The organism is Achromobacter sp. EB05 (assembly GCF_044232075.1).
Lineage (GTDB): Bacteria > Pseudomonadota > Gammaproteobacteria > Burkholderiales > Burkholderiaceae_B > Achromobacter > Achromobacter dolens.
In genome coordinates this window covers 4,536,199-4,562,227 of the sequence record NZ_CP155917.1, presented here as the reverse complement: position 1 = coordinate 4,562,227, position 26,029 = coordinate 4,536,199, and the positions used below count along the sequence as shown (strand labels likewise).

25 protein-coding genes are annotated in these 26,029 nt (G+C 70.0%); 11 read left to right on the top strand and 14 right to left on the bottom strand.

Annotated features, from left to right (window positions below; translation table 11 throughout):
- Positions 1 to 4 precede the first annotated feature (4 nt).
- Together AAID08_RS20735 and AAID08_RS20730 are read right to left on the bottom strand one after the other, a co-directional pair.
- Entirely contained in the window at positions 5 to 910 is a 906-nt protein-coding gene (locus tag AAID08_RS20735; RefSeq protein WP_313657476.1) for an ABC transporter permease, read from the bottom strand.
- A complete protein-coding gene (locus AAID08_RS20730; protein ID WP_395756848.1) occupies positions 907 to 1,881 on the bottom strand; it encodes an ABC transporter permease in 975 nt (324 codons plus the stop codon). Before AAID08_RS20730 ends, AAID08_RS20735 begins: the two co-directional genes overlap by 4 nt.
- A gap of 270 nt (positions 1,882 to 2,151) precedes the next feature.
- Here AAID08_RS20730 and AAID08_RS20725 point away from each other — a divergent pair, with 270 nt between their 5' ends.
- The gene (locus AAID08_RS20725; RefSeq protein ID WP_049072816.1) at positions 2,152 to 3,105 is read left to right on the top strand and encodes a LysR family transcriptional regulator; all 954 of its coding nucleotides are present in this window, start codon (positions 2,152 to 2,154) and stop codon (positions 3,103 to 3,105) included.
- A gap of 126 nt (positions 3,106 to 3,231) precedes the next feature.
- The gene (locus AAID08_RS20720; RefSeq protein WP_049072817.1) at positions 3,232 to 3,657 is read left to right on the top strand and encodes an organic hydroperoxide resistance protein; all 426 of its coding nucleotides are present in this window, start codon (positions 3,232 to 3,234) and stop codon (positions 3,655 to 3,657) included.
- Positions 3,658 to 3,775: 118 nt separating this feature from the next.
- On the opposite strand, the gene AAID08_RS20715 is transcribed toward AAID08_RS20720, so the two are convergent.
- Genes AAID08_RS20715 through AAID08_RS20705 form a run of 3 tightly spaced genes read right to left on the bottom strand, consistent with a single transcriptional unit; the run spans position 3,776 to position 6,009 of the window.
- Complete coding sequence (locus AAID08_RS20715; protein WP_175189755.1) at positions 3,776 to 5,101, bottom strand: ATP-binding protein; 1,326 nt, start codon at positions 5,099 to 5,101, stop codon at positions 3,776 to 3,778.
- Complete coding sequence (locus tag AAID08_RS20710) at positions 5,102 to 5,839, bottom strand: response regulator (protein WP_054417700.1); 738 nt, start codon at positions 5,837 to 5,839, stop codon at positions 5,102 to 5,104. It abuts the gene before it with no gap.
- A gap of 8 nt (positions 5,840 to 5,847) precedes the next feature.
- Entirely contained in the window at positions 5,848 to 6,009 is a 162-nt protein-coding gene (locus AAID08_RS20705; protein ID WP_175143311.1) for a hypothetical protein, read from the bottom strand.
- 182 nt (positions 6,010 to 6,191) lie between these two features.
- Here AAID08_RS20705 and AAID08_RS20700 point away from each other — a divergent pair, with 182 nt between their 5' ends.
- Positions 6,192 to 6,884, top strand: coding sequence for a cytochrome c biogenesis CcdA family protein (locus AAID08_RS20700; RefSeq protein WP_144654615.1), 693 nt, complete (start codon positions 6,192 to 6,194; stop codon positions 6,882 to 6,884).
- 31 nt (positions 6,885 to 6,915) lie between these two features.
- Positions 6,916 to 7,461: a thioredoxin family protein gene (locus AAID08_RS20695; protein WP_144654616.1), complete on the top strand. Its 546-nt coding sequence runs from the start codon at positions 6,916 to 6,918 to the stop codon at positions 7,459 to 7,461.
- A gap of 99 nt (positions 7,462 to 7,560) precedes the next feature.
- Here AAID08_RS20695 and AAID08_RS20690 read toward each other — a convergent pair whose 3' ends face one another.
- The 4 genes from AAID08_RS20690 to AAID08_RS20675 all read right to left on the bottom strand — a co-directional run bounded on the left by AAID08_RS20690 (position 7,561) and on the right by AAID08_RS20675 (position 12,921).
- Positions 7,561 to 8,823, bottom strand: a complete 1,263-nt coding sequence (locus AAID08_RS20690; protein ID WP_049072821.1) for an arsenic transporter — start codon at positions 8,821 to 8,823, stop codon at positions 7,561 to 7,563.
- Positions 8,824 to 8,877: 54 nt separating this feature from the next.
- Positions 8,878 to 10,218 (bottom strand): trypsin-like peptidase domain-containing protein, encoded by a 1,341-nt coding sequence (locus AAID08_RS20685; protein WP_064527300.1) that lies wholly within the window; start codon positions 10,216 to 10,218, stop codon positions 8,878 to 8,880.
- 107 nt (positions 10,219 to 10,325) lie between these two features.
- Positions 10,326 to 11,921, bottom strand: coding sequence for a gamma-glutamyltransferase (ggt, locus tag AAID08_RS20680; RefSeq protein WP_054503179.1), 1,596 nt, complete (start codon positions 11,919 to 11,921; stop codon positions 10,326 to 10,328).
- A gap of 25 nt (positions 11,922 to 11,946) precedes the next feature.
- The gene (locus AAID08_RS20675) at positions 11,947 to 12,921 is read right to left on the bottom strand and encodes a tripartite tricarboxylate transporter substrate binding protein (protein WP_054503178.1); all 975 of its coding nucleotides are present in this window, start codon (positions 12,919 to 12,921) and stop codon (positions 11,947 to 11,949) included.
- Between the two features lie 216 nt (positions 12,922 to 13,137).
- Here AAID08_RS20675 and AAID08_RS20670 point away from each other — a divergent pair, with 216 nt between their 5' ends.
- Positions 13,138 to 13,794, top strand: a complete 657-nt coding sequence (locus tag AAID08_RS20670) for a GntR family transcriptional regulator (RefSeq protein WP_049072824.1) — start codon at positions 13,138 to 13,140, stop codon at positions 13,792 to 13,794.
- Positions 13,795 to 13,804: 10 nt separating this feature from the next.
- Here the strand turns inward: AAID08_RS20670 and AAID08_RS20665 are convergent, their stop codons facing one another.
- Positions 13,805 to 14,686: a DMT family transporter gene (locus AAID08_RS20665; protein WP_054503311.1), complete on the bottom strand. Its 882-nt coding sequence runs from the start codon at positions 14,684 to 14,686 to the stop codon at positions 13,805 to 13,807.
- Positions 14,687 to 14,724: 38 nt separating this feature from the next.
- Here AAID08_RS20665 and AAID08_RS20660 point away from each other — a divergent pair, with 38 nt between their 5' ends.
- From AAID08_RS20660 to AAID08_RS20645, 4 genes are all read left to right on the top strand, one after another.
- On the top strand, positions 14,725 to 15,294 hold the full coding sequence (locus AAID08_RS20660) for an XRE family transcriptional regulator (protein WP_054503177.1): 570 nt from the start codon (positions 14,725 to 14,727) through the stop codon (positions 15,292 to 15,294).
- A 151-nt stretch (positions 15,295 to 15,445) separates the two neighbouring features.
- Positions 15,446 to 15,949, top strand: coding sequence for a sigma-70 family RNA polymerase sigma factor (locus AAID08_RS20655; protein ID WP_116791969.1), 504 nt, complete (start codon positions 15,446 to 15,448; stop codon positions 15,947 to 15,949).
- Positions 15,949 to 16,890 carry a FecR domain-containing protein gene (locus AAID08_RS20650; protein WP_175166576.1) on the top strand — a complete coding sequence of 314 codons (942 nt, stop codon included), beginning with the start codon at positions 15,949 to 15,951 and terminating at the stop codon, positions 16,888 to 16,890. The genes AAID08_RS20655 and AAID08_RS20650 overlap by 1 nt, the downstream gene beginning before the upstream one ends.
- 108 nt (positions 16,891 to 16,998) lie before the next feature.
- The gene (locus AAID08_RS20645) at positions 16,999 to 19,428 is read left to right on the top strand and encodes a TonB-dependent siderophore receptor (protein WP_395756847.1); all 2,430 of its coding nucleotides are present in this window, start codon (positions 16,999 to 17,001) and stop codon (positions 19,426 to 19,428) included.
- 179 nt (positions 19,429 to 19,607) lie between these two features.
- Here the strand turns inward: AAID08_RS20645 and AAID08_RS20640 are convergent, their stop codons facing one another.
- The 3 genes from AAID08_RS20640 to AAID08_RS20630 form a co-directional block, all read right to left on the bottom strand.
- Positions 19,608 to 20,396, bottom strand: a complete 789-nt coding sequence (locus AAID08_RS20640) for a deaminated glutathione amidase (RefSeq protein WP_054503173.1) — start codon at positions 20,394 to 20,396, stop codon at positions 19,608 to 19,610.
- A gap of 17 nt (positions 20,397 to 20,413) precedes the next feature.
- Positions 20,414 to 21,367, bottom strand: a complete 954-nt coding sequence (locus tag AAID08_RS20635; RefSeq protein WP_175166577.1) for a nitrate ABC transporter substrate-binding protein — start codon at positions 21,365 to 21,367, stop codon at positions 20,414 to 20,416.
- A 63-nt stretch (positions 21,368 to 21,430) separates the two neighbouring features.
- Positions 21,431 to 22,408: a tripartite tricarboxylate transporter substrate binding protein gene (locus AAID08_RS20630; protein WP_054503171.1), complete on the bottom strand. Its 978-nt coding sequence runs from the start codon at positions 22,406 to 22,408 to the stop codon at positions 21,431 to 21,433.
- A gap of 141 nt (positions 22,409 to 22,549) precedes the next feature.
- Here AAID08_RS20630 and AAID08_RS20625 point away from each other — a divergent pair, with 141 nt between their 5' ends.
- Positions 22,550 to 23,512: a LysR family transcriptional regulator gene (locus AAID08_RS20625; RefSeq protein ID WP_144654621.1), complete on the top strand. Its 963-nt coding sequence runs from the start codon at positions 22,550 to 22,552 to the stop codon at positions 23,510 to 23,512.
- A 156-nt stretch (positions 23,513 to 23,668) separates the two neighbouring features.
- Complete coding sequence (locus AAID08_RS20620) at positions 23,669 to 24,940, top strand: MFS transporter (RefSeq protein ID WP_395756846.1); 1,272 nt, start codon at positions 23,669 to 23,671, stop codon at positions 24,938 to 24,940.
- Positions 24,941 to 24,959: 19 nt separating this feature from the next.
- Here the strand turns inward: AAID08_RS20620 and AAID08_RS20615 are convergent, their stop codons facing one another.
- Positions 24,960 to 25,832: an NAD(P)-dependent oxidoreductase gene (locus tag AAID08_RS20615; protein WP_049072832.1), complete on the bottom strand. Its 873-nt coding sequence runs from the start codon at positions 25,830 to 25,832 to the stop codon at positions 24,960 to 24,962.
- Positions 25,833 to 26,029 lie beyond the last annotated feature (197 nt).

Sequence of the window (26,029 nt, the reverse complement as noted above, 5' to 3'; positions counted from 1 at the left end):
CTTCCTATTTCTGCAGGCGCGGATTGAGCGCCTCGCGGACGCGGTCGCCGACGATGTTCATGGTGAAAACCACGGTCAGCAGCAGCACGCCGGGGAACACGCTGATCCAGTACAGGCCGGCCAGCATCTGCTGGTAGCCGTTGGCGATCAGCAGGCCCAGCGACGGCTCGGTGACCGGCAGGCCGATGCCCAGGAAGCTGAGCGTGGCCTCGGCGGCGATGGCGTTGGCGGTCTGGATCATGGCGATGACGATGACCGGCGGGATGCAGTTCGGCAGTAGCTGGCTGAACAGCGCGCGCCGGTGGCTCAGCCCCAGGCACAGGGCCGCCTCCATGTATTCCTTGCGGCGCTCGACCACCGCGGTGGCGCGCACCGCGCGGGCGAAGTAGGCCCACTGCACCACCACCAGCGCCAGGATCACCTTGTCCACGCCCTGGCCCAGGATGGCCAGCATCATCAGCGCCACCAGGATGGTCGGGAACCCCAGCATCAGGTCCACCAGGCGCATGATCAGCGCGTCGATGCGGCCGCCGAAGTACGCCGCCGTCAGGCCCAGCACCGTGCCCACGGCCATGGCGAACAGGCCGCTCAGCACGCCCACGGAAAGGCTGGTGCGCAGGCCATACATCATGGCCGACAGCATGTCGCGGCCCTGGGCGTCGGTGCCGGCCCAGTAGATGTCGCCATAGACGCCCTGGCTGCCCGGCGGCATGCGGCCGTCCAGGATGGTGATGGCGGCCAGGTCATACGGGTTCTGCGGCGCGATCCACGGCGCCAGCAGCGCGGCCAGCACCAGCAGCAGGAAGATGATCGCGGCGAGGGTCGCGGGGCGGCTGTCGAGCACGCCGTGCAGCGCCTGGCCGAAAGTGGTGTCGCGGCCGGGCAGCCATTTTTTGGCAAGCAATGTCATTCTGAGGCTCCCACGCGGACACGGGGATCCAGCACGGAATAGATGATGTCCACCAGCAGGTTGAGCACGATGAACATGGTGACCACGATCAGCAGGTAGGCGACCACCACCGGGCGGTCCAGCTTCATGATGCTGTCGATGATGAGCTTGCCCACGCCGGGCCAGGCGAAGATGGTCTCGGTGACGGTGGCGAAGGCGATCAGCGAGCCGAACTCCATGCCGACCACGGTGACGATCGGGATCAGGATGTTCTTGAGCACGTGCATATAGATCACGCGCGATTCGCGCAGGCCCTTGGCGCGGGCGAATTTCACGTAGTCCAGCGGCATCGTCTCGCGCACGCCGCTGCGGGTCAGGCGCACGATCAGCGCGATCTTGAACAGCGCCAGGTTCAGCGCCGGCAGGATCAGGTGGCGGATGCCGTCCCACGACGCCAGGCTGGTGTGGATGCCGAGGATCTCGCCGGTGGGACCGCGGCCGGTGGACGGCAGCCAGCCCAGCGTCACCGAGAAGATCAGCACCAGCATGATGCCCTGCCAGAAGTTGGGCAGGCTGAAACCCAGGATCGAGCCGGTCATGATGCCGCGGTCCAGCGCCGAATCCGGCTTCAGGCCGGCCACCAGGCCGAGCGGCAGGCCGATGGCCAGGGCCAGCAGCAGCGCCACGCAGGCCAGCTCCAGCGTGGCCGGCACGCGTTGCAGGATCAACTGGATGGCGGGCTGGTTGAAGACGAACGAGTTGCCCAGGTCGCCGTGCAGCGCGTTGCCGACGAACTTCAGGTACTGCTGGTACAGCGGCAGGTCCAGGCCCAGCGACCGCACCGCCTGCGCGATCTCGGCCTGCGTGGCGTCGGCCGGCACCAGGATCTCGATCGGGTCGCCGATGGCGTAGACGCCGGCGAACACGATCAGCGAGGTCAGCGCCAGGATCACCAGGCTCTGGCACAGCCGGCGGATAATGAACGCGGTCATGGCGCCTCGCGGCGACAGGAAGCGGGAAACGGAACGGCGCGCATCGGTGGGGCTCCTTGCCGGACAATATCGGCGATATCGCGTATTGATTGCGGATTCGTGAATGGCGAGAATCCGGATGGGCGGAATGTTCGATCCATCGCGCCAGGCTGGCAACCGTATGCGAAGGCGGCATACGGCTATGTGAATGACGAGAAATTTGGTGTTAACCCTAGGCCCTGCGCGTCGATTCGCCGCGCGGGGCCGGCATCGAGAACCCCGCGGGACAGGATGAACTTCAAGCAGCTAGAGGCTTTCCTCGCCTTCATGACCACCGGCTCGACCATCGAGGCCGCGCAGCGGCTGGGCTCGTCGCAGCCGGCCGTCAGCCGCCTGCTGAGCCAGTTCGAGACCGACCTGGGCGTGCCGCTGTTCGTGCGCCGCAAGGGCCGCCTGCATCCCACCGCCGAGGCCGAATCGCTGCTGCCCGACGTGCAGAACATGATCTCGGACGCCGAGTCGCTGCAGCGCCACGTCAACCAGTTGCGGCTGGGCGGACAGCGGCGCACGCTGATCCGCGTGCAGTTGCCCAGCACGGTGGCGCAGTCGGTCATGCCCGCCGTGGTCGAGTCGTTCCTGGCCGATCACCCCGACGTCGCGCTGGAAGTGCTGGTGGGCACCTACGAAACCAGCGAAGTGGCGGTGCTGGGCCGCGAGGCCGACCTGGCGCTGGTGCGTTCGCCGCCCATGAATTCGGGCCTGTCCATGATGCGGCGGCTGGCGACCGAGGCGGTCTGCATCATGCCGCCCGGCCATCCGTTGGAGGCGCTGGACGAGATCGGCCCGGCCGACCTGATCGGCGTCGACCTGGTGCTGCTGGGCCGGCAGCGATCGCTGCGCCTGCAGATCGACCAGGCGTTCCGCCAGGGCCGCATGATGCCGCAGATCAAGGCCGAGGTGCATTCGGTGGAAATGGCCTGCCGCCTGGCGGCGCAGGGCATCGGCGTGTCGATCGTCAACGGCCTGTTCGCGCGCCTGTGCCTGGACATGGGCATCGCCTGCCGGCCGTTCCGGCCGCGCATCGACTACTGCGTGGGCATGGCCACGCTGGCCGGCCAGCCGCCGCACCCGCTGGTGCCCGAACTGGTCCAGCGCATCCTCGACGCGATGGCGCGGCGGGCGGGACCGGACGCGTTCACGCTGCTGGCGCCGGACGACGCCGCCGCGCCTGCCGCGCCGGCCTGAGGCGCGCGCCGCCGCCGGCTCGGACGCGGGATACAGTACGACGCAAAAGCGGCGGTCTTGCGACACAGGCGGGATACAGCGCCTTGGTGCAATGCGGGTTCCTCAATTCCGATACCAGGAGCCATCATGTCCCAAGCGCTGGAAACCGTGCTGTACACCGCCCACACCCACACCACCGGGGGCCGCGACGGCGCCGGCCGCAGCGACGACGGCGCGCTGTTGCTGCCGCTCAGCCCGCCGGGCTCGGGCCGGCCCGGCACCAACCCCGAGCAACTGTTCGGCATCGGCTATTCCGCCTGCTTCATCGGCGCCATGCAACTGGCCGGCGCCAAGCTCGGCATCGCCGTGCCGCGCGACGTGGCGGTCGATGCCGAGGTCTCGCTGGGCAAGACCGACGGCGGCGCGCGCTACGCGCTGGCGGTCAGGCTGAACATTTCGCTGCCGGGACTGTCGGACGAACAGCGGCGCCAACTGGTCGACACCGCGCACCAGACCTGCCCCTACTCGGGGGCGATCCGGGGCAACATCGACGTGGAACTGGCGATCGTCTGAATCCCCCCAACGCCAAGCGCAACGCCCCGCGATGACACATCGCGGGGCGTTTTTCGTGCAGCCGGGAACCGGGGCGGGCGGGCGCAGGGCGCGCCGATGCGCCGTTCGGCGCGCAGGCTCAGGCGCCGGGCCGCAACAGCACTTGCGCCTCCAGCCCGCCGCCCTCGCGGTTGCGCAGCCGCAGTTCGCCGTCGATCACATCGGCCAGTTGCCGCGCGATCGCCAGCCCCAGGCCAGTGCCGCCGCTGTCGCGGTTGCGCGAGCCTTCCAGCCGGTAGAACGGCTGCAGCACCGCCTGCAATTCCTGTTCGGGAATGCCGGGACCGCGGTCCAGTACGCGGATCGACACGCCGCGGCCATCGTCGGCCGCGCCGACCTCGACCTCGGCGGCGCCGCCGAATTTCAGCGCGTTGTCGATCAGGTTGCCGAGGATGCGCCGCAGCGCGCGCGGGCGTGTCTGCCAGGGACCGGGGCAGTGTCCTTGCAGCGTCACCGGCTTGCCGATGTCGGTGTAGTCGCACACCAGGCTGTCCAGGAACGCGTCCAGGTCGATTCGCGCCGGCGGCTCGGTGGCCGCGCCGGCGCTGCGCGCGTAGGCCAGGCCGTCGCGCACCAATTGTTCGACCTCTTGCAGGTCATGCGCCAGCTTGTCGCGGTCGGTCGAATCGTCCATGAATTCCGAGCGCAGCTTCATGCGCGTGATCGGCGTCTGCAGGTCGTGCGAAATCGCGCCCAGGATCTGCATGCGTTCGGCCAGGTGCGCGGCGATGCGGTCCTGCATGGCGTTGAAGGCGGCCGAGGCCTGCGCCACTTCGGCCGGCCCGTCCTCGGCCAGGCGCGGGCTGCGGCGGTCGGGGCTCATCGCGTCGGCCGCGCCGGCCAACCGCGTCAGCGGGCGGATCGCCAGCCGCACCGCCAGCCAGGCGCACAGGATCAGCAGCGCCAGTTGCGCCAGCAGCACCACCGGCAGCCACATCGCCAGCGGCATCACGGTCATGTGGATGTCGAGCGTGACCGGCTGGCCATCGGCCAGCGTGGCGCGCGCCTGGATGTGCTTGGGATCGTCGCCGACGGTGCCGAACGCCAGCGGGTAGGCGTTGCCGAGCGCCGCCTGGATCGAGTCGCGCACCGCCTCGGCGGCGGGCGTTTGCAGCGGGCGGTCGATGTCGCCGGGGCCGAGCAGGTATTGACGGTTGTTGCCGCTCAGGCGCGGCAGCCAGGCCGCGCGTTCGTCGGCCGGCAGGCGGTTCAGGATCGCCAGCGCCACCACCACGTCGCGCTCCAGGTTGTCGAGCATGACGCTCTTGGCGGACTGGTAGCGTTCGTAGAACTGCAGCCCGAACGACAGCCCGTGCGCCAGCACCAGGCCCACCAGGAAGATCAGGAACAGCCGGCTCGCCAGGGTGCGCGGCCAGCGGCGCAGCGCCGGAACCAGCGTGGCCATCTACGTCGCCTCGGACACGTCGACCTGCGCGGCGAACACATAGCCTTCGCTGCGCACGGTCTTGATGTACATCGGCTCGCGCGCGTCCTCGCGCAGCCGCTGGCGCAGCCGGCTGACCAGCAGGTCGATCGAGCGGCCGAAGAAATCGGCGTCGCGGCCCTGCGTCAGGTTGAGCAACTGGTCGCGGTTCAGCACCCGCTGCGGGTGGTCCAGGAACACCCGCAGCAGCCGGTACTCGGCGCCGCTGAGCGACACGATGGTGCCTTCGGCGTCGACCAGGTGGCGCGCGGTGGTGTCCAGCGTCCAGGCGCCGAACCGCACGGCGCGGCCCGGTTCGGTGACCTGGAAGTTGGGCGGCAGCATGCGGGTGCGGCGCAGGATCGCCTTGATCCGCGCCAGCAGTTCGCGCGCCACGAACGGCTTGACCAGGTAGTCGTCGGCGCCCATCTCCAGTCCCAGCACGCGGTCCATGTCCTCGTCGCGCGCGGTCAGCAGCAGGATCGGGGTGCGGCGGTGCTTGCCGGCGCGCAGTTCGCGGCACAGCACCAGGCCGTCGTCGCCGGGCATCATGATGTCCAGCACGATCAGGTCGACGGTCAGCGTTTCGAGCAGCGTGCGCATCTGCCGGCCGTCGGCGGCCAGGGTGACGTTCAGGCCGTTCTTCTTGAGGAAGTTGCCGGCCAGTTCGCGGATCTCGCGGTCGTCGTCGACGATCAGGATGTGGTCTGGATTGTCCATGGCGCATTCTACTCAGCGGGCTGCGCGCGGCGGCGCGTCTGGCTGTTGACGATCAACTGGCAGGGGCCGGGCTGGACGGCTTCGGCGCCCAGGCCGCCGGCCAGCAGCGCCAGCACGGCCAGCAGGCGCCGCCAGGAAAGGCGGGGGCGGGGAAGGGGAACGGTGTTCATGCGCGGGCTCCGGCAACGGGTGTCCGGCAGTTTATAGCGCCGCCCGCGCCGCCAAGTGTGTCGTAGTGTATGCGGGGCCGGACACGATACAAAAGCCGGGTAAAAACCCGCTTTCCGGGCACAGGACGGATACCCGGCGCGCGTCCAATGCGGTCATCGAGACACAAACGGACCGCCGCGCCATGACCACCTTCATCGACACCCCCCTTGCCCTGGCCGCCGGCATGCTGACGGTGGCCTCGCCCTGCGTGCTGCCGCTGCTGCCCATCCTGCTGGGCAGCGCGGTCGAGCGCGGCGGCCGGCTCCGGCCCTTGTTCATTGTGCTGGGCTTCGTGGCGGCGTTTTCCGGGCTGGGCATCGCGCTCAGCCTGTTGTCGGGCGCGGTCGAGTCGGCCCACGAGGCGGTGCGTTCGGTGTCGGTGGCGGCGCTGGCGCTGTTCGGCCTGGCGCGCATCTGGCCGCGGCCCTACGACTGGCTCGCGGCGCGCTTGAGCGGTCCGCTGCAAGGGGTGATCGGCCTGGGCGACAAAGGCGGTTCGGGCAATGCCGGCGGCTTCCTGCTGGGCATGTCGCTGGGCGCCGTCTGGACCCCCTGCGCGGGCCCGGTGCTGGCCTCGATCCTGATCCTGGCCGCGCGCGCCGACAACCTGACCCATTCCAGCCTGCTGCTGCTCGTCTACGGGCTGGGCGCGGGCATCCCGATGCTGGCCATCGCCTACGGCGGCGGCTTTGCCGCGCGCCGGGTCGGCGCCATCGCCCGCCACGCCGTGCGCCTGCAGCGCGCCTTCGGCGTGCTGCTGGTGGCTTCGGCCGTCGCCATCCATTTCCAATACGACGTGCTGGCCTATGCCTGGATCAGCCGCCTGTTTTCCTGAGCCGTTTATCCGCAACCTGAAGGAGCGCACCATGCCATCCATCCGCCTGCCGGCCCGCCGGGCCCTCATCTCCGCCAAACTGGCCCTGGCCGGCCTGCTGCTCGGCGCCGCCGCGCACGCCGCCGCGCCCGCGCCGGCCCCCGCGCCGGAATTCACCGGCATCCAGACCTGGCTCAACAGCGAGCCGCTGACCTTGGCCGGCCTGCGCGGCAAGGTCGTGCTGGTCGATTTCTGGACCTACACCTGCATCAATTGCATCAACACCCTGCCGTACGTGAAGCAGTGGAACCAGAAGTACAAGGACCAGGGCCTGGTCGTGGTCGGCGTGCACACGCCGGAATTCCCGTTCGAGCGCACCACCCGTAACGTGGCGGACGCCATCAAGCGCTTCGGCATCGAATATCCGGTGGCGCAGGACAACCAGTACAAGACCTGGGACGCCTACCGCAACCAGTACTGGCCCGCGTTCTACCTGATCGACAAGGGCGGCAACATCGTCTACCGCCACTTCGGCGAGGGGCGCTATGCCGAGACCGAGGCCGAGATCCAGCGGCTGCTGGCGCAGCCCCAGTCTTGACCCCTGCGCGCGGCGCCGCCATCGCGACGGACCGCCGCTGGGCACGCCAGAGGGCGTGCGACGGCACGCGGGAGCGGCGCGTGACGCGGCCGCGGGCTGTCAGCCGCCGGCCAGCGCCAGCATCAGCAGCGCGCCCAGCAGGGCCGGCGGCATCACCCACGCGCCCAGCTTGAGAAAGCGCAGCGCGCCGACGTGCTGGCCCTCGCGCCGCACGGCGATCAGCCACAGCAGCGTCGCCAGCGAGCCGGTGATCGACAGGTTGGGGCCCAGGTCCACGCCGATCAGCAGCGCGCCGGCGGTCTGTGCCGGCAGGTCGGCGATCTGGCCGACCGAGCCGGCGATCAGGCCGGCCGGCAGGTTGTTGATGACATTGCTGGCCAATGCCGCCACGATGCCCGCGCCCCACAGCGCGCCGCCGGCCGAGTCGCCTGCCAGCCGCAGCAGTGCCCGCGCCAGCGCGTCGATGGCGCCGCTGAGCGCCAGGCCCTCGACCAGCACGAACAGGCCGGCCACCATCGGCAGCACGCCCCAGGCCACGTGGCGCAGCACCGGCAGCGGGCTGAGCCGCTGCTTCAGGTGGATCAGGCCGGCGGTGGCCAGCCCGGCGATGAAGGTCGGCAGGCCCAGGTCGGCGTGCAGCGCCGAGGCCAGCATCAGCACCGCCGCCGTCAGCAGGATGCCGATGCCGGTCAGGCGCGCGCCCGCGGCCAGCGGTTGCGGCACGATGTCGGTGCGCAGCGGCTGGCGCAGCGCCTCGCGCTGGCTGAAGCGCAGGGCCAGATAGGTCAGGCCGATGGCCGCCAGCGACGGCAGGGTGAAGCGTTGCAGCCAGTCCAGCAGCGGCGGCATCTGGCTGCCGTACACCACCAGGTTGGCGGGGTTGGAGATCGGCAGCACGAAGCTGGCGGCGTTGGCGATGAATGCGCAGATGAACAAATAGGGCAGCGGCCGCGCGCCGGCGGCCCGCGCCGCGGCGTACACCGCCGGTGTCAGCACCACGGCGGTGGCGTCGTTCGACAGGAAGACGGTGACCAGGATACCCACCAGGAACACCAGGTCGAACAGCCGCCGCGCCGACCCGCGCGCATGACGCGCCGCCACCATCGCCAGCCAGTCGAACAGCCCCTGCTGGCGCGCCAGCTCGGCCAGCACCATCATGCCGATCAGGAACAGGTACACGTCCAGCCCCTTGCCGACCGCGCCCAGCGCCGCCTGCCACGGGATCAGCCCGGTCGCCGTCAGCAGCAGCGCGGCGCCGCCGGCCCAGACGTATTCGGGCAGCTTCCAGGGGCGCAGCAGGATGCCGACGATCGCCAGGGCGGAAATGCCCCAGAGGGCGAGGGAGGGTGCGGGAAAGGACATGGGCGGCGACGGCGAGAATCCAGGGCGGGAAGCATTATCGCCGGTTCGGCGCGCCTACTGGATCTGCAAGGTATACATCGCCCGGCCGCGCACCAGCGTCAGCAGCAGCGGCTGCCCCGGCGCGGCGCCGGCCAGCAGGCCGCGCAGGTCGGCCAGCCGGCTGACCGGGCGCTGGTTGACGCCGATGATGACGTCGCCGCGCTGCATCCGCGCCGCCACCGCGCCGCGCTCGGGATAGGTGGCGCTGACCGCCACGCCATCGTTGCCCTTCAGGCGCTGTTCGCGGCCGATCTCGGCGAATTCCACGCCGTTCAGGCGCGCATCCAGCGAACCGCCGTGCAGCCGCTCGTTCTTCTCGGGTTCGATGCGCAGCGTCACCTCCGAGCGCTGGCCGCCGCGCGACAGCGTCAGCCGCACCTGCTTGCCCACCGGCAGCAGGCCCTCGGCGTTGCGCAGTTGCGCGCTGCTGCCGATCGGCTTGCCATCCAGCGCCACGATCAGGTCGCGCGCCTGCACCCCCGCCTGTTGCGCCGGCGAGCCGTCCGCCACGCGCGCCACCACCACCCCCGTGGCGTTGGGCGCCATGCCCAACTGGCGCGCGTTGCGCGGCGTGACGTCGATGGTGTCCAGTCCCAGGCCGCCGCGCTGCACCTGGCCGTGCTGCAGCAGTTGGCGCATGACCTCGCCCGCCAGGTTCGACGGAATCGCGAAACCGATGCCGACGTTGCCGCCCGAGGGCGTGTAGATCATGGTGTTGATGCCGACCAGCTCGCCATTCAGGTTGACCAGCGCGCCGCCCGAGTTGCCCGGATTGATGGAAGCGTCGGTCTGGATGAAGTTCTGGTAGCCGGCCGCGCGCAGGCTTGAGCGCTCCAGCGCTGACACAATGCCCGACGAGGCCGATTGCCCCAGGCCGTAGGGATCGCCGATGGCGACCACGAAATCGCCCACCCGCAGGTCGCTGGAATCGGACAGGGTCAGGGCCTGCAGCCTGTCGGGCGGAATGCGCAGCACCGCCAGGTCGGTGTCCGGATCGCTGCCGACCACCGTCGCGGTGAAGCTGCGGCCGTCCTGCAGCGACACGCGGATGGAGGTGGCGCCGCGCACCACATGGTGATTGGTCAGGATGTTGCCCTGGGCCGCGTCGACGATCACGCCCGAGCCGATGCTCTGGCGTCCGCCGGCGCGGGCCGGGCCGAAGGCGGGCGCCTGCCCGCCGTCGCCCTGGGCGGAAATGTTGACCACCGCCGGCGTCACGCGTTCGAGCATCGGCGCCAGCGAGGGCAACGGCTGGCCGTCCACGGCCATCGGCAGCGCGGCCAGCGCGCGGCAGGGCAGGGCGGACGGGATTGCCAGGGAGGCGGCCAGGGCCGCGGCGGACAGGATTCGGTTCATGGGGGGCCTTGCTGAGTCTGCACGGCAGTATCGCCGCGCCCGGCGTCGCCCATATGACCGATCAAGCCCCTTTCCGGCGGCGTGTTCCGCCGCCGCGCCCGGCGCGCCTAGAAACCGACCGCCTGACCGTCGCGGCGGGAATCGGACGCCGCCACATATCCGCCCTGCGGCAGCCGGCGGATCAGTTGCGCCGAACCGAACTCCAGGCTGTCGACCGGCGCCACCGCCACGTTGTGGCCGCGCTGGCGCAGCGTGTCGACCACGTCTGCGGGCAGGTGCGATTCGACGTTCACCACCGGACCCTTTTCCACCCGGAAGCGCGGCGCGTCGCTCATGGCCTGGGGATTCTGGCCGAAGGCCGCCAGCCGCGTCATCATCTGCAGGTGACCCTGCGCCTGCATCGAGCCGCCCATCACGCCGAACGACATCACCGGCTCGCCGCCGCGGGTGACGAAGGCCGGGATGATGGTGTGCATCGGCTTCTTGCGCGGCGCCACCTGATTGACGTGGCCGGGCGTCAGCACGAAGTTCAGGCCGCGGTTGTGCAGGCTGATGCCGGTGCCCGGCACCACCACGCCCGAACCGAAGCCGTGGTAGTTGGACTGGATGAACGACACCATGGTGCCGGCCGCGTCGGCGGCGGTCAGGTAGACCGTGCCGCCGGTCGCGGGCGTGCCGGCCACCGGCACGGCGGCGCGATCCATCGAGATCAGCCGCGCGCGCTCGGCCAGGTAGGCCGGGTCGAGCAGGGCGCGGGCGTCGGTGCGCATGTGGCGCGGGTCGGCCACGTGGTGATGCAGGTCGGCGAAGGCCAGCTTCATGGCCTCGATGCTGACGTGGTAGTAATCGGCGCTGTCGCGGCCCATCGATTCCAGGTCGAACTGTTCCAGCATGCCCAGCGCCATCAGCGCCGAGATGCCCTGGCCGCTGGGCGGGATTTCATGCAGTTGGTAGCCGCGGAACGATTGCGAGATCGGCTCGACCCACTCGGGGCGATGCTGGTCCAGGTCGGCCGCGCTCAGCGCGCCGCCGGTGCGGGCGGCGAAATCGGCGATCCTGTTGGCCAGCGCGCCGCGGTAGAAGCTGTCGCCGCCGCTCTCGGCGATCTCGCGCAGGGTGCGCGCCTGGTCCGGAAAGCGCCACCATTCACCCGCCTGCGGCGCGCGGCCTTGCGGCAGGAAGGCCTGCGCGAAGCCCGGCTCCTGCGCCAGCTTGGACGCCTGGTTGGCCCATTGGCGCGCGATCGTCGGGCTCACCGCGAAGCCATTCTCGGCGTAGGCGATGGCCGGCTCGAACAACTGCGCGAACGGCAGCTTGCCGAAGCGGTCGGACAGCGCCTTCCAGCCCGCCACCTGGCCGGGCACGGTGACCGTGCCCCAGCCGGTGCCCGGCATCGCCTCGCGGCCGGCGAAGTACGCCGGCGTCCACGCCGCCGGCGAGCAGCCGCTGGAGTTCAGGCCATGCAGTCTTCCTTCGTGCCACACCAGCGCGAACATGTCGCCGCCGATGCCGTTCATCACGGGCTCGACCACGGTCAGCGCGATGGCGGTGGCGATGGCGCTGTCCACGGCGTTGCCGCCGGCCAGCAGCATGCGCAGCCCGGCCTGCGCCGCCAGCGGCTGGCTGGTCGCGACCGCGTTGGCGGCCAGCACCGGCATTTTTCGGGAAGCGTACGGAAAAGACCAATCGAAGGAAGAAGACATGGTGGCGTGGGGACTCTGTGGAAAATTACTGCGGGGTGATGCCGGCCTGGTCGATCAACTGCTTGGTGCGGGGAATCTCGGCCTTGATGAAGGCGGCGAATTCCTCGCGGCTGCCGCCACGCGGCTCGGCGCCGGCTTCGGCCAGCTTACCGCGCAAGGCGGGATCGGCCAGCACCTTGTTGACGGCGCGGTTGAGCTTGTCCAGGATCGGCGCGGGCGTGCCTTCCGGCGCCACCAGCCCGTACCAGGGGGCGATGTCGTAGCCGGCATAGCCCTGCTCGGCGATGGTGGGGATGTCCGGCGCCAGCGACGAGCGCTGCGAATTGGACATGCCCAGCGCCAGCAGCGCGCCGCTCTTGACCTGCGGCAGGCCGGTCATGATGGTGTCGAAGTACATCGACACCTGGCCGCTCAGCAGCGCCGGAATCGCTTCGCCGGCGCCCTTGTAGGGCACGTGCAGGATGTCGATGCCGGCCACCGACTTGAGCATTTCGCCCGCCATGTGCGAGGTGGTGCCGGTGCCGAACGAGGCGTAGGTCAGCTTGCCGGGATTGGCGCGGGCGTACGCGATCATCTCGGGCAGGGTCTTGAACGGCTGCTGCGGATTGGCCAGCAGGATGTTGGGCGTATACGCCACCATCGACACCAGCTCGAACTTGTCCGGATCGTAGGCCAGGCGCTTTTGCAGGAATCGGTTGGTGACGACGGCGGCCGGGCCGCCCATCAGCAGTGTGTAGCCATCGGGCGCCGAGCGCGCCACCGAGGCGCTGCCGATCGCGGCGGCGGCGCCCGGGCGGGCCTCCACCACGAAGGGCTGGCCCAGTTCGGTCGACAGCGCCGCGCCAAGCTGGCGCGAAATCAGGTCGGTGGCCGAACCAGCCTGGAACGGCACCACGATGCGCACCGGATGCTGCGGCCAATCGGTGGCCTGGGCGCCGGCTTGCGCGGCGAAGGCCACGGCGGCGGCGCCCGCCAGGGCGCGGATGAGACGGAAAGGCATGGATTCCCCTTGAATGCGTTGTATCGATGGAGCGCCAGGCGGGTCTATCGCCCGTTGCGGTCCCGGCGGACGCGCAAGGTCGGCGCGCCAGTCACGGATTTGACGCGAGCGCCGGCGATCCGAACATAGGTATTTGCATCCATGGATCACTGGATCCAATTTGTGTTATTTTTGCGTTTATCTATCATGGCGGCTTTGAAAACCCCGGGGACGAGAATGCTGCAGTTTCAGAAGACAGCCGTCAGCGCCGAAGAAGAGGCCTACCAGCACCTGCAGCGCGAAATCCGGCTGGGCAACTACCCGCCCGGCCACCGCCTGGTGCCCGAGGTCATCGCCAGCGAGATCGGCACCAGCCGCATGCCGGTGCGCGGCGCGCTGCGCCGGCTCGCCTCCGAGGGCCTGGTCGAGATCCGCGCCAATCGCGGCGCCGTGGTGCGCGGCCTGAACCAGCAGGAAATGCGCGAAGTCTTCGAAATGCGCTCGGTGCTCGAAGGGCTGGCCGTGCGCAACGCCGTGCGTCACATGAGCGCCGAACACATCCGCCGCCTGGCCAACATGCTGGACCAGCTCGAACAGGGCTCCGGCGATTACCTGGACTGGACCAGCGCCCATCGCGACTTCCACGAATACCTTTGCAGTTTCTGCCAGCAGCCGCGCCTGTTGCGGCAGATCTCCGAACTGCACTCGGTGGTCGAGCCCTACATGCGCCTGTGGGCCGCCCAGCCGGGACGCGTGCTGCGGGTGCGCGAATCGCACCAGGAACTGATCGACGCGCTGCTCACCGGCGACGCCGACCGCTGCGAGGCGGCGATGCGCCAGCACGTGCTGAACACGGTGCCGGCGTTGCAGGCCTTCCTCGAACGGGCAAACTGAGGTCCGGCGGTCAGGCCTCGCGCGGCAGCGGCTTCGGTTTGCGCTTGAACTTGATCTCGCTGGCCAGGACCCCGGCCACGATCAGCGCCGCGCCCACCAGCGCCACGCCCGGCAGGCGTTCCCCGGCCAGCCGGCCGACGATGCCGCCCCACACCGGCTCGCCGGCATAGATCACCGTGGCGCGGGTTGGCGACACCGACTTCTGCGCCCAGTTCATGGTCAACTGGATCACCGCGCTGGCCAGGCCCAGCCCGATCGCTCCGCCGGCCCATCGCCACGAGAACGCCGGCACGGGCTCGCCCAGCAGCGGCATCAGCGCGAACGACACCAGCCCCGCCGTCAGCAACTGCACCGCCGTGACACGGCGGCTGTCCACCGAGCTGGCGAAATGGCCGATCAGGATGATCTCGGCGGCAATCGCCGCCGCGCCCGCCAGCGTCGCGACCTCGCCCGGACTGAAATGCAGCGCGCCCGCCTCGGGCCCCGCCAGCAGCACCAGCCCGGTGAACGCCAGCGCCACGCCGACCCAGCTCATCAGGCCCGGCGGGCGCTTGAGCACCGCCCATTGCAGCAACGGCACGATCGGCACGTACAGCGCGGTGATGAAGGCCGACTGGCTGCTGGTGATGGTGCGCAGGCCGTAGGTCTGCAGGTAATACCCCAGGAACAGGGCGCAGCCGATCGCCACCCCCGCCCCGGTCTCGCGCCGCGTCAGCCCCGCCATGTGCCGGCGGAACAGCAGCATCGACCCCACCCCCGCCAGGGTGAACCGCACGCCCACGAAGAACAGCGGTCCGCTATGCTGCATGGCGATATGGATAATGAGGAAAGTGCTTCCCCACAGCATGGTGACCAGCACCAGGGCGATTTCCTGGCGCGACAGGGCAAACATCGATTCGGATTTCACGGCGGACTTCAGGTGTCACTAATTTGAGCAATATACTGCACATTACCAATTCCGACAGTGATGTCCTCACGCACGTGGGGGCCAATCTGAAACGCCTGCGCAAGCTGGCCGGCCTGAGCCAGTCGGCGCTGGCCGACGCCTCCGGCATCAGCCGCCGCATGATCGCCGGCCTGGAAGCGGGCAACGCCAACATCAGCCTGTCCAGTCTGGACAAGCTGGCGCAGGCGCTGGATGTGGGGTTTGTCGACCTGGTCAGCGATCCGGCGCGCGAACGGCGCCGCATCGAGGCCCGCGCCTGGCGCGGCAAGCGCCCCGGCAGCCAGGCCGTGCTGCTGGGCGCGGCGCCCGCCAGTTGCGAGGCGCAGCTCTGGATCTGGTCGCTGGGACCGGGCGAAACCTACGTGGCCGAGCCCGACCCGCAAGGCTGGCACGAAATGATCTACGTCATCGAGGGCACGCTGCTGCTGGAGCTGTCGGGCGTGACGCAGCCGGTGCGGGCCAACGACTTCGCCATCTACAGCAGCGCGCAGCCGTATTCCTATCGCAACGACGCCGACGCGCCGCTGCGCTTCGTGCGCAACGTGTTGCGCTAGGTCCGCATTGGCGGGGCGCCCGCCGCCCCGGGACGTCGGTTTGCCGCCACGGCCCGGATTTTCTTGCGCCACGGCGTCGCGGCGGTCGGCTAGAATCGAGAATAATATTCATTCCTAGGCCGCTCGGTTGCATGGGCGTCAAGTGCGTTCCATGTCCGATCAGGCTCCCGCTCCCACCCTCGAAGCGCTGTACAGCGACCACCATCCCTGGCTGGTGGGCATGTTGCGCCGCAAGCTCGGCGACGGCGACAGCGCCGCCGATCTGGCCCAGGACACCTTCCTGCGCGTGCTCGCCAACCGCAACGTCGAGGCGATCCTGCGGCCGCGCGAGTATCTCGCCACCATCGCCCGCGGCCTGGTCACCGATGCCTACCGCCGCCAGGCCATCGAGCGCGCCTACCTCGAAACCCTGGCGGCTCGGCCCGAGCCGGTCGCCATCTCGCCCGAGACCCGCGCCATCCTGCTCGAAACCGTGCTGGCCATCGACCGCATGCTGGATCAATTGGGCCCGCGCACCCGCGAGATCTTCCTGCTGGCGCAGTTCGAGGAATTGACCTACGCCCAGGTGGGCGCGCGGCTGGGCGTGTCCGTCACCACCGTCAAGAAGCACATGGTGCGCGCGCTGACGCAGTGCCTGTTGCTGGCCGCCGACTGATGCGGCCCGCGCCGGAACTGCTGGAGGCCGCCGCGCACTGGTACGTCGCCCTGCGCGACGCCGATGCCGACGATCCCGCCCGGACCGCCTGGCGCCGCTGGCTGGAGGCCGACGCGCGCCACCGCCAGGCCTGGGAGCGCATGCTGGCGCTGCAGCAACGGCTGGGCAGCGTGCCCGGCGACCTGCTGTTGCCGACCCTGCGCGGCGCGCGCCGGCAGCAGCGCCGCCGCCTGCTGGCGCTGGCGCTGCTGGCCGGCGGCGGCGCCACCTTCGGCTGGGTCGCCGCGCCGCCCTGGCGCGTCCTGACCGCCGGATTGCGCACCGCCACCGGCGAGCGCCGCACCGTCACGCTGCCCGACGGCGGCACCCTGTATCTCAACACCGCCTCCGCCGTCGATATCGACTATGGGCCTGAACGCCGCCTGCTGCGCCTGCATCAGGGCGAAGTGCTGGTGCAGACCGCGCCCGACCCCGCCGGCCAGCGGCCGTTCGAGGTCTGGACCGAGGACGGCGGCGCGCGCGCGCTCGGCACCCGCTACAGCGTGCGGCGCGAGGCCGGCGGCACGCGCGTCGCGGTGTTCCAGGACGCGGTGCTGCTGCAACCCGCCGATCCGGCGGCGCCATCGCGGCGCCTGGAGGCCGGCCACCAGAGCCTGCTGACCACCCGCGCCGCCGCCGCGCCCGAACCGGTGGCGGCGGGCCAGGCGGACTGGGTCGAGGGCCGGCTGGTCGCCATCGACCAGCCGCTGGGCGACTTCATCGCCGAACTGGCGCGCTATCGCCAGGGCAGCCTGAGCTGCGATCCCGCGGTGGCGCACCTGCGCCTGTCGGGCGCCTTCCGCCTGGCCGACACCGACGCGGTGCTGGAGAACATCGCCGCATCGCTGCCGGTGGCCTTGCGCAGCCGCACCCGCTATTGGGTGCGGGTCGTCCCGCGTTGAATTTTTTTCGTCGCGGGGGTTGCTCTTTTTGATTCTCATCCGGCCTATCAGGGAAGGCCGCCGGGTCAGGACCTGGCGGCGTCCCGTGTCCCGTCCGTGAGAGCCACCGTGTCCCGCAAGCCGCCAGCCGCCGTCCCCCGTTTCGCTTCCCCTCATCGTCGACCGACGGTCGCGCGCCCGCTCGTCCGGGCCAGGCCGCGCCTGCTGCCGGCGCTGGTCGCCGCCGCCGTCTGCGCCGCCATCTCCGCTGGACCGCTGACCCCCGTGGCGCAGGCCCAGGCCGTGTCCGCGACGCGCAGCTACGACATCGCCGCCGGGCCGCTGGACGTGGTGCTGAGCCGCTACGCCGCGGCCGCCGATATCACCCTGTCGTTCAACGCCGACCAGACCCGCGGACGCCAGTCCGCCGGCATCCGCGGCGCCTATGGCGTCGAGGCCGGCCTGGCCCACCTGCTGGCCGGCAGCGGGCTGGAGGCGCGCCATCGCGGCGGCGGCAACTACGTGCTGCGCGCGCTGCCCGCCGCCGGCGTCGCCACCCTGGATGCCGTGACCGTCACCGGCGAGACCGCCTTCGGTCCGGTGCCGGGCTATGCCGCCAGCCGCACCGCCACCGCCACCAAGACCGACACCCCGATCCTGGAGGTGCCGCAATCGGTCTCGGTGATCGGCCGCGAGGAAATGGAGGCGCGCGGCGCCCTCGACGTGATGGACGCCATCCAGTACACCCCGGGCGTGTCCGTCAACACCTACGGTCCCGACAACCGCGGCTGGGAATACATCAGCCTGCGCGGCTTCATGACCTACAACGTCACCATGCGCGACGGCCTGGCGCAGAGTCCGGCCGGCGTCACCTACTACTCCACCGAGCCCTACGGCCTGGAGCGCATCGAGGTGCTGCGCGGCCCGTCGTCGATGACCTTCGGCCAGAGCGATGCCGGCGGCCTGCTCAACCGCGTCAGCAAGCTGCCCAGCGGTGACCGCATCCGGGAAGTCGAGGTGCAGTACGGCAGCTTCGAGCGCAAGCAGTTGGCGTTCGACCTGGGCGATGCGTTCGGCCCCGGCGACGCCCTCAGCTACCGCCTGGTGGGCGTGGGGCTGGACAGCGATGACCAGGACAAATATCCCAACGGCGACAAGATCAACCGCAAGCGCCTGTACCTGGCGCCGTCGCTGCGCTGGCAACCCAGCGCCGCTACCTCGCTGACGCTGCTGGGCGAATACATCAAGGACAAGTCCGGCGAGGATCCGTACTACTTCGCCAAGGACTACAAGCTCACCGACGTCAAGATGGGCGATCCGGGCTTCAGCCGCATCAGTCGCGAGCAGGCCTCGGTCGGCTATCAGTTCGAGCATCGCTTCAACGACGCCTGGACCTTCCGCCAGAATTTCCGCTACAGCCATCTGTCGCTGGATCGGCGCGTGGTCTGGACCGACGAGGTCAATGAAGACGTCACTGCCATCACCCGCGTGGCCCGCACTTGGGACGATCCGCTGAGCCAGTCCGTGCTGGATACGCAGATGCTGGGCAAGCTGCGGCTGGCCGGCGCCGAGCACACGGTGCTGTTCGGCCTCGACTGGAACGACCAGCGCGCCAGGGCCAACCGCTATATCGGCCCCGCGCCCGGCCTGGATCTGCTCAATCCGGTCTATGGCGTGCCGATCCCCACGCCCACCCAGCCTCTCGCCAACTACCGCCAGACCATCCGCCAGGCCGGCCTCTACCTGCAGGACCAGATCAAGCTCGACGATCATTGGATCGTGACCCTGGGAGGACGCCAGGACCGCGTCACCGCCACCACCGACGACCGTCTCAACGGCACCTACACACGGGTCCGCGACAACGCCTTCAGCGGCCGCGCCGGGCTGACCTACGTGGCCGCCAATGGCGTGGCCCCGTATGTCAGCTACTCGGAATCGTTCCTGCCCAGCAGCGGCGTGGATGGCGACGGCAATCCCTTCAAGCCCAGCCGCGGCAAGCAGGTGGAAGTCGGCGTCAAGTACCAGCCGGCTGGATCGCGCAGCCTTTACACCGTGGCCGTGTTCGATCTGAACAAGACCAACATCGTCAGCTACAACCCCATCACCAACGAACAGCGCCAGATCGGCAAGCAGCGCGCCCGCGGCATCGAGTTCGAGGCCAAGGGCGAGCTGGCGCGCGGCCTGAACCTGGCGGCTTCCTACACCTGGCTCGACATCACCGTGCGCAACAGCGGCGACGCGCTGGAAGTGGGCAAGATCCCGATTGGCGTCCCCAAGCAGACCGCGGCGCTGTGGCTGGACTACACGCTGGCCGAGGGCCTGGGCGTGGGCGGCGGCCTGCGCTATATCGGCCGGCGCCAGGATGACGAGCACAACACCACCAGCCGGCCCGGCGTGACGCTCGCCGACGCCGTCGTCCACTACGAAAAAGGCCCGTGGCGGCTGGCGCTCAACGCCACCAACCTGTTCAACCGCGACTACTACTCGATCTGCTACGTGGGCGAGTGCTATCGCGGCGCGGAGCGCACCGTGGTGCTCACGGCGCGCTATCGCTGGTAGGGATGCGCGCTGCCGGGCACCCGGCCGGCACCGCCGCCGCGTCGCGCCGCGTCCGTCGCGGCGCTCCCGCCGCGGCTCCCGTTATGCGGCTCCCGTTATGCGGTGCCCGTTGCGCGGCGCCCGTTGCGCGGCGCCCGTTACGCGGCGCCCGCTACGCGGAGCCCGTTACGTGGCTCCCGTTACGCCAGTTCGGGCCGCGCGAAGCGGCGGTTTTTCAGCACCGGCAGCACGTCGCGCGCATGCGCGATGCGCGCCGGATCCAGGTCGGCGAACACCAGTGCCTCCTGCTCGCCGGCCTGCGCGATCGCCACGCCCAGCGGATCCACCACCAGGCTGGCGCCGATGTTGCGCGGGCCGCATTCGCCCACCGCCGCCACATAGCAGGTGTTCTCCAGCGCCCGCGCCGTGCTCAGCACCGACCAGTGCGCTTCCTTGAGCGGTCCCTTTACCCAGGCCGACGGCGCCACCAGCACGTCGGCGCCATCCAGCGCCAGGCGGCGCGCCAGCTCGGGAAAGCGCAGGTCGTAGCAGGTCATCATGCCGACCCGCATGCCGGCCACCGGCACCAGCGGCGGCACCTCGTCGCCCGGCACCACGTTGACCGACTCCTGCATCGAGAACGCGTCGTACAGGTGCAGCTTGCGGTACTGCGCCACGATCTCGCCGCGGCGCAGCGCCACCTGCGTGTTCCAGACGCGCTCGCCCGCGGCGGGCGTGTGCACGGTCATGATGACCGTCAGGTCGAGCCCGCGCGACAGCGCCTGCAACTGCGTCATGAACGGGCCGTCCAGCGGCTGGGCGGCGCGCCGCACCAGGTCGGGGTCGGCGATGTCGCGCGCCAGGATGCCCTCGGGCAGCACCAGCAGGTCGGCGCCGGCCTCGGCGGCGCGGCGCATCAGGTCCAGGCAGACGCGGGCGTTGTCTTCCCAGACCGGGCGGACGGCGAATTGCCCCATGGCGATTTTCATAATGGATTCCTCGGTGTTCAGTGCGCGTGCGGAAACAGCTCGGTCGGCGTCATGACGCGGTCGGCCAGTTGCTGGGCGTGCAGCTCGGCGGCGAAGTCGCCGATCATCTTCAGGTTCGGTTCCAGGCCGTTGCGGTTCCAGGCCTCGGGCAGGTCGCGCGAGGTCTGGATCAGTTCGTCCAGGATCCACGGCGTGGTGTCGGCATACTTGCGGCGCTTGTCCAGCCACAGCGCGGCTGATGCGTCCAGCGCCTCGCTCAGCGCCTGCGCCACCCAGGGATGGGCGTTGGCCAGCGCCGGCTTGAGCCCCAGCAGGTGGATGCCCGGCACGTAGCCGACCTGACGGAAGTAGTCGACCTCGCTGTCGCGGCAAGAGGGCAGCAGTTGACGCAGGTCCGACCCGGCGTCGAAGAAGCCGTCCGGCATGAAGGGCGTGAACACCGCCTCCAGTTCGCCGGCGCGCAGCAGGTCCACCAGCGGGCGCTCGTCGGCCACCGCCTCGATCACGCCGGGCCGGCCGAAGCCGCCCAGCCGGTCGGTGATCGGGTGCGCGCCGGTCAGGCGTCCCACCTTCCACACCGCGTCCTCCACGCCGATGCCCTCGCGCCGCAGCAGCGCGCGGGTCCAGGTATTGCCGGAGTCCTGCCAGCCGGTCATGCCGATGCGGGCGCCGGCCAGTTGGTCCAGCCGCGTGATGCCGCTGCCGCGCGTGGTGATGATGCAGCGGTGGCGAAAGCCGCGCATCAGGAAGTGCGGCACGCCGACGATGTCGTCGCGACCCCGGGCGCGGCCCAGGCAATAGCGGCTCATCGACATTTCACCGGCGTCGAAGCGCGGGTCGCTGGCCAGGTCGTCGGGCAGGGCGCCGACCCGGTGGATCTCCAGGTCAATGCCGCGGGCGGTCACATCGCCGAGGGCGAGCGGGACGATGTAGTCCCAGTCGCGCACGGCGAATCGGATCTTGATGCTCATGGATGGTGTCCTCGCGGCCGGACGGCCGCGGTGGGGGGAGGGAAGGGAATTGCCGGCCCGCGCCTAGTCCAGGCGGATGCCGCGCGCCTTGACGACGTCGCGCCAGAAGTCCTGCATGCCGACCTGCATCTTGAGCAGGTCGTCGCCGTACAGGTCCAGGATGTCGTTGCCCGAGTTCAGGATGAACTCGCGCAGCGCGGGCGTCCTGAGCGCCTGGCGCAGCGCTTCGCGCAGCTTGGCCAACGCCGCGGGCGGCGTGGCGGCCGGCGCGTACAGCGCGGTCCAGCCGTACAGCGTCAGGCTCGGATAGCCCAGCTCGGCCACCGTGGGCACCTCGGGCGCATCGGCCACGCGCTTGTCGCTGGTGGCGGCAATGGCCACGGTCTTGCCGGCCTTCACGTACGGCAGCGCCGAGGACGGCGTATCGAACAGGATGTCGATGGTGCCGCCGATCAGGTCGGACTCGGCGGCGGCCGGCCCCTTGTACGGAATGTGCGACAGTTGGATGCCGGCCAACTGGCTCAGCAGCTCGCCCAGCAGGTGCGGGTTGGTGCCGGGGCCGGCGCTGCCGTAGGTCAGCTTGCCCGGCTCGGCCTTGGCGCGCGCGATCAGGTCCTGCACGCTGCGGATGCCCGAGGCCTTGCTGGCCACCAGCACGAACGGCGAGCGCGAGATCACGCCGATGGGCGCGAAGTCCTTGTTCTCGTCATACGGCAGCTTGCGGCTCAGCACGATCGGCAGCATCACCATGGCGCTGGAGGCGCCGGCCAGCAGCGTATAGCCGTCCGGCGCCGCCTTGGCCACGGCGTCCACGCCGATGGCGCCGCCCGCGCCCGAGCGATTCTCGACCACGAAGGACTGCCCGAGCTGCTCGCCCATCGTCTTGCTGACGGCGCGCGCCAGCACGTCGGACGACGCGCCCGGCAGCGTGTGCACGATGACCTTGATGGGTTTGGACGGATAGGCGTCCTGCGCCTGGGCCGGGCCGGCCAGGGCCAGGCCCAGCGTCGCGGCGACGGCCAGGCGGTGGATAGCGTTCATGGATTTTCCCCTTGCTGTTCTGGTCCGGGCGCCCGCGTCGGGCGCCATCGGCAGGGCCATTGTCGGCAGGCGGGCTAATATGCGTCAATGTCGAAATTCGGCGTGATACTTGCATAACGCACAACTGTTTGGAGGCCCGCCATGAACTTCATGGCCTTGGAGGCGCTGCGCGCCTTCGTCGAAGGCGGCAGCATCGCCGAAGCGTCCCTGCGCATCCATCGCAGCCCGTCGCAGGTCAGCCGGCTGCTGGCCATGCTGGAGGACGAGGCCGGCTTTCCGCTGCTGCTCAAGGAAGGGCGGCGGCTATCGCTGACCGAACAGGGGCAGGGCTTCTACCAGCGCATCGACGAGATGCTGCGGGCCGGTGACGCCGTGCGCGAATACGCTCGCGGCGCCCGGCGCAAGAACCGCACCCATGTCAACGTGCTGGTGGCCCAGCACCTGATCGAGGGCCTGCTGGTCGACGCCGTGGCCCGCGCCGTGCAGGAGGACAATGCCTTCGGCGTCACCATCAATGCGCGCATGCCGCCCAATGTCGATGCCTGGATCAGCCAGCAGCAGTTCGACCTGGCGCTGGCGCAACTGCCGGTCGAGCATCCGCTGCTGACCACCGAGATCCTGGCCGAATCGCGCGCCGTCGCCGTCCTCAGCGGCGCCGACGCGCGCGCCGCGCAGGCCGTCATCACGCCGCGGATCCTGGGCCAGGGCCGCTTCATCGGCCTGCCGCAGCGCGGCGCCCTGCATCACCGCTATGCGCGCGCCTTCGCCCAGGCCGGCTACGAGCCCGATGCGCAGTTCGATGTCTCGTTTGGCTTCATCGCCTGCCAGTTGGCGGTGCGCGGTTGCGGCGCGGCCCTGAGCGACCCGCTGTCGGCCCTGTCGCAGATCCACCTGGGCGCGCAGATCCGCCGCTTCGAGCCGGAAACGCCGCTGCAATATGGCCTGATCTACCCCAAGGCGCGCCCGCCGTCGCCGGCCGCGCAACTGCTGATCCGGCACCTGCGCGCCGTCGCGGCCGAAAAGCTGCGCCACGTCGAGACGCTGGTCGCCACGCCGGCTGACGGCGCGCCCAGGCCGCGCCGTCGCAAGCCGCGCGCCGCCTGACCGCTCACCGGACAGGATTTCATCGCCGCCGCGCCGCCCACATATAGCCGGGAGTAATATGGCGCGTCTGGCGGCCGGCTTCCGTCTCCTCGCATCCCTCGCGGTGTCCGTACTGAAGCGCCCCAGCGCGACAAGAAGACACAAGGAGAGAGGCAAGTGGAGAAGCAAGAATCGGCCGGCTGGTATTTCGGCTGGAACATCGTCGGCGCCGCAACGGTGCTGACGCTGCTCACGGTGGGCCTGCGCATGGGCATCGGCCCGTTTTTCCTGCCCATGGCGGACGGCCTGGGTTTTTCGCGCAGCCTGCTGTCGGGCATCGTCGCGGCCGGCATGCTGTGCTATGGCCTGGCGATGCCGCTGGCCGGCTACCTGGTCAGCACCCGCGGCACCCGCTTCGTGCTGCTGACCGGCGCCGCCATCGTGGTGGCCTCGTCCATCTGGACCGTCTTCGCGCGCGGCCCGATCGAATTCCTGCTGTCCTCCGGCGTGGCGTTGTCGGTCGGCCTTGCCTTCACCAGCCCGGTGGCGCTGACCCCGGTCATCAGCCGCTGGTTCACGCGCCAGCGCGGCATGGCGCTGTTCTTCCTGTCCACCGGGTCCATGGCGGGCATCGCCCTGATGACGCCCACGCTCACCTTTGCCATCGGCGCCGTCGGCTGGCGCGAAACCCTGCTGGCCTTTGCCACCCTGTTCGCGTTGCTGACCGTGCCGGTGGCCTTGTTCGTGATGCGCGACCAGGCGCCCGAGCACACCGACCTGCTGCCGCACCAGATCGTCGAGAAAAAATCCGCGTCGCGGCCCGCCGCCAAGGGGCCCGAGCCGCGCGTCAAGGACGCCGTGCGCACGCTGCCGTTCTGGCAGGTGGCGCTGGGCCTGTTCGCCTGTGGCTTCAGCATGAACCTGCTGGGCACGCACGGCATGCCCATGTTGATGGACCATGGCTTTGACGCCACCACCAGTTCGCTGGGCATCGGCCTGATCGGCCTGGTGGCGATCTTCAGCACGCTGGTGCTGGGCCGCATGTCGGATCAGGTCGAACGGCGCAATATCCTGGCCGTCATCTATCTGGTGCGCGGGCTGGGGTTCTTCGCGCTGGTCATGGTCGGCGCGCATTGGGAACTGTACGCGGCCGCCACCATCGGCGGCATCGTCTGGGCCGGCAGCATCGCGCTGTCGTCGGCCATCCTGGCCGACGTCTACGGCGTGCGCCTGGTGGGCGTGCTGTACGGGCTGACCTACCTGGGCCACCAGGTCGGCGGCATGATCAGTTCATGGCTGGGCGGCTGGGCCTTCGAGGCCTTCCAGACCCACTGGGTGGCGTTCGGCGCGGCCGGCGCCCTGCTGCTGCTGGCCGCGGCCATCTCCCTGCAACTGCCGCGGCGCGGCGCCTTGCGCGCCGTGCCGGCGATGGCGGCGGGCGGGCGCTGAGCCCGCGCCGCCATCCGGCTCAGCGGTCCTTCAGCAGCGACACCAGCTCGGGCACGTAGCGCTCGCCGCCGCCCTGGCTGACCGCCTGGTCATAGGTGTGCAGCACGGCCGCGCCGATCTCGCGCACCGCGCCGGTCTCGGCCGCCATGGTGTTGTAGTAGGAAAGATCCTTCTGCGCATTCGACATGAAAAAGCGCAGCGACGACGGGTCCTGTTCCAGCAGATACGGCTTGAGGCGCTCCAGCGCCACGCCGCCGCCGCCGCCCTTGGTCAGCACCTCGGCGAACACCGCCGGGTCGATATCGGCGCGCAGCGCGCAGGCGGCCGCTTCCGACAGCAGCGCGATCGCGCCCAGCGACACGTAGTTGTGCAACAGCTTCATGCGGTGGCCCGCGCCCACCGGACCGGCGTGCGCGATATTCTCGGCAAAGCACGCCAGGATCGGTTTGCATTCCTCGAACAGGGACTTGTCGCCGCCCACCAGCAGGTTCAGGCGGCCTTCGGCGGCTTCCTTCGGCGTGCGCGTCATGGGGGCGTCGAGGAAACGGCCGCCCTTTTCGGTGACGGCCTCAGCCACCTTGACGGTGGAGGAGGGAATGGCGGTCGAGCAGTCGATGATCACCGTGCCGGGCCGCAGGCCTTCCAGCACGCCGCCGGGCGACAGCAGCACCGCCTCGACCTGCGGACTGCCCGTGACGCACAGGATGATCACGTCGGACTGCGCCGCCAGCGTCGCGCCGTCGGCGCAACTGGTGGCGCCCGCCGCCTTCAGCGCGTCCAGCGGCTGGTTGCCCGGATGTTCCAGCACCGTCAGCGCGTGACCATGCTTGACCAGATTGCTTGCGATGCCATGGCCCATCAGGCCGATGCCCACCATACCGATTTTTGCCATCTTCCACTGCTCCTGCCACACGGGCTGTTTGTTATGGCATAAATCTTACTCTCAGATCCGCGAGGATCCGGACGCCGCACCGCCGTGGGGCACGGCGCCGCGGTCCTTGCCGGACGGCCTTACGGCGCCCCGCCGCATGCCGGGCGGCGAGGCGCCAAGACCAGGCTGGCGCCGGGGAGGGCGGCAGGGCCAGCCGG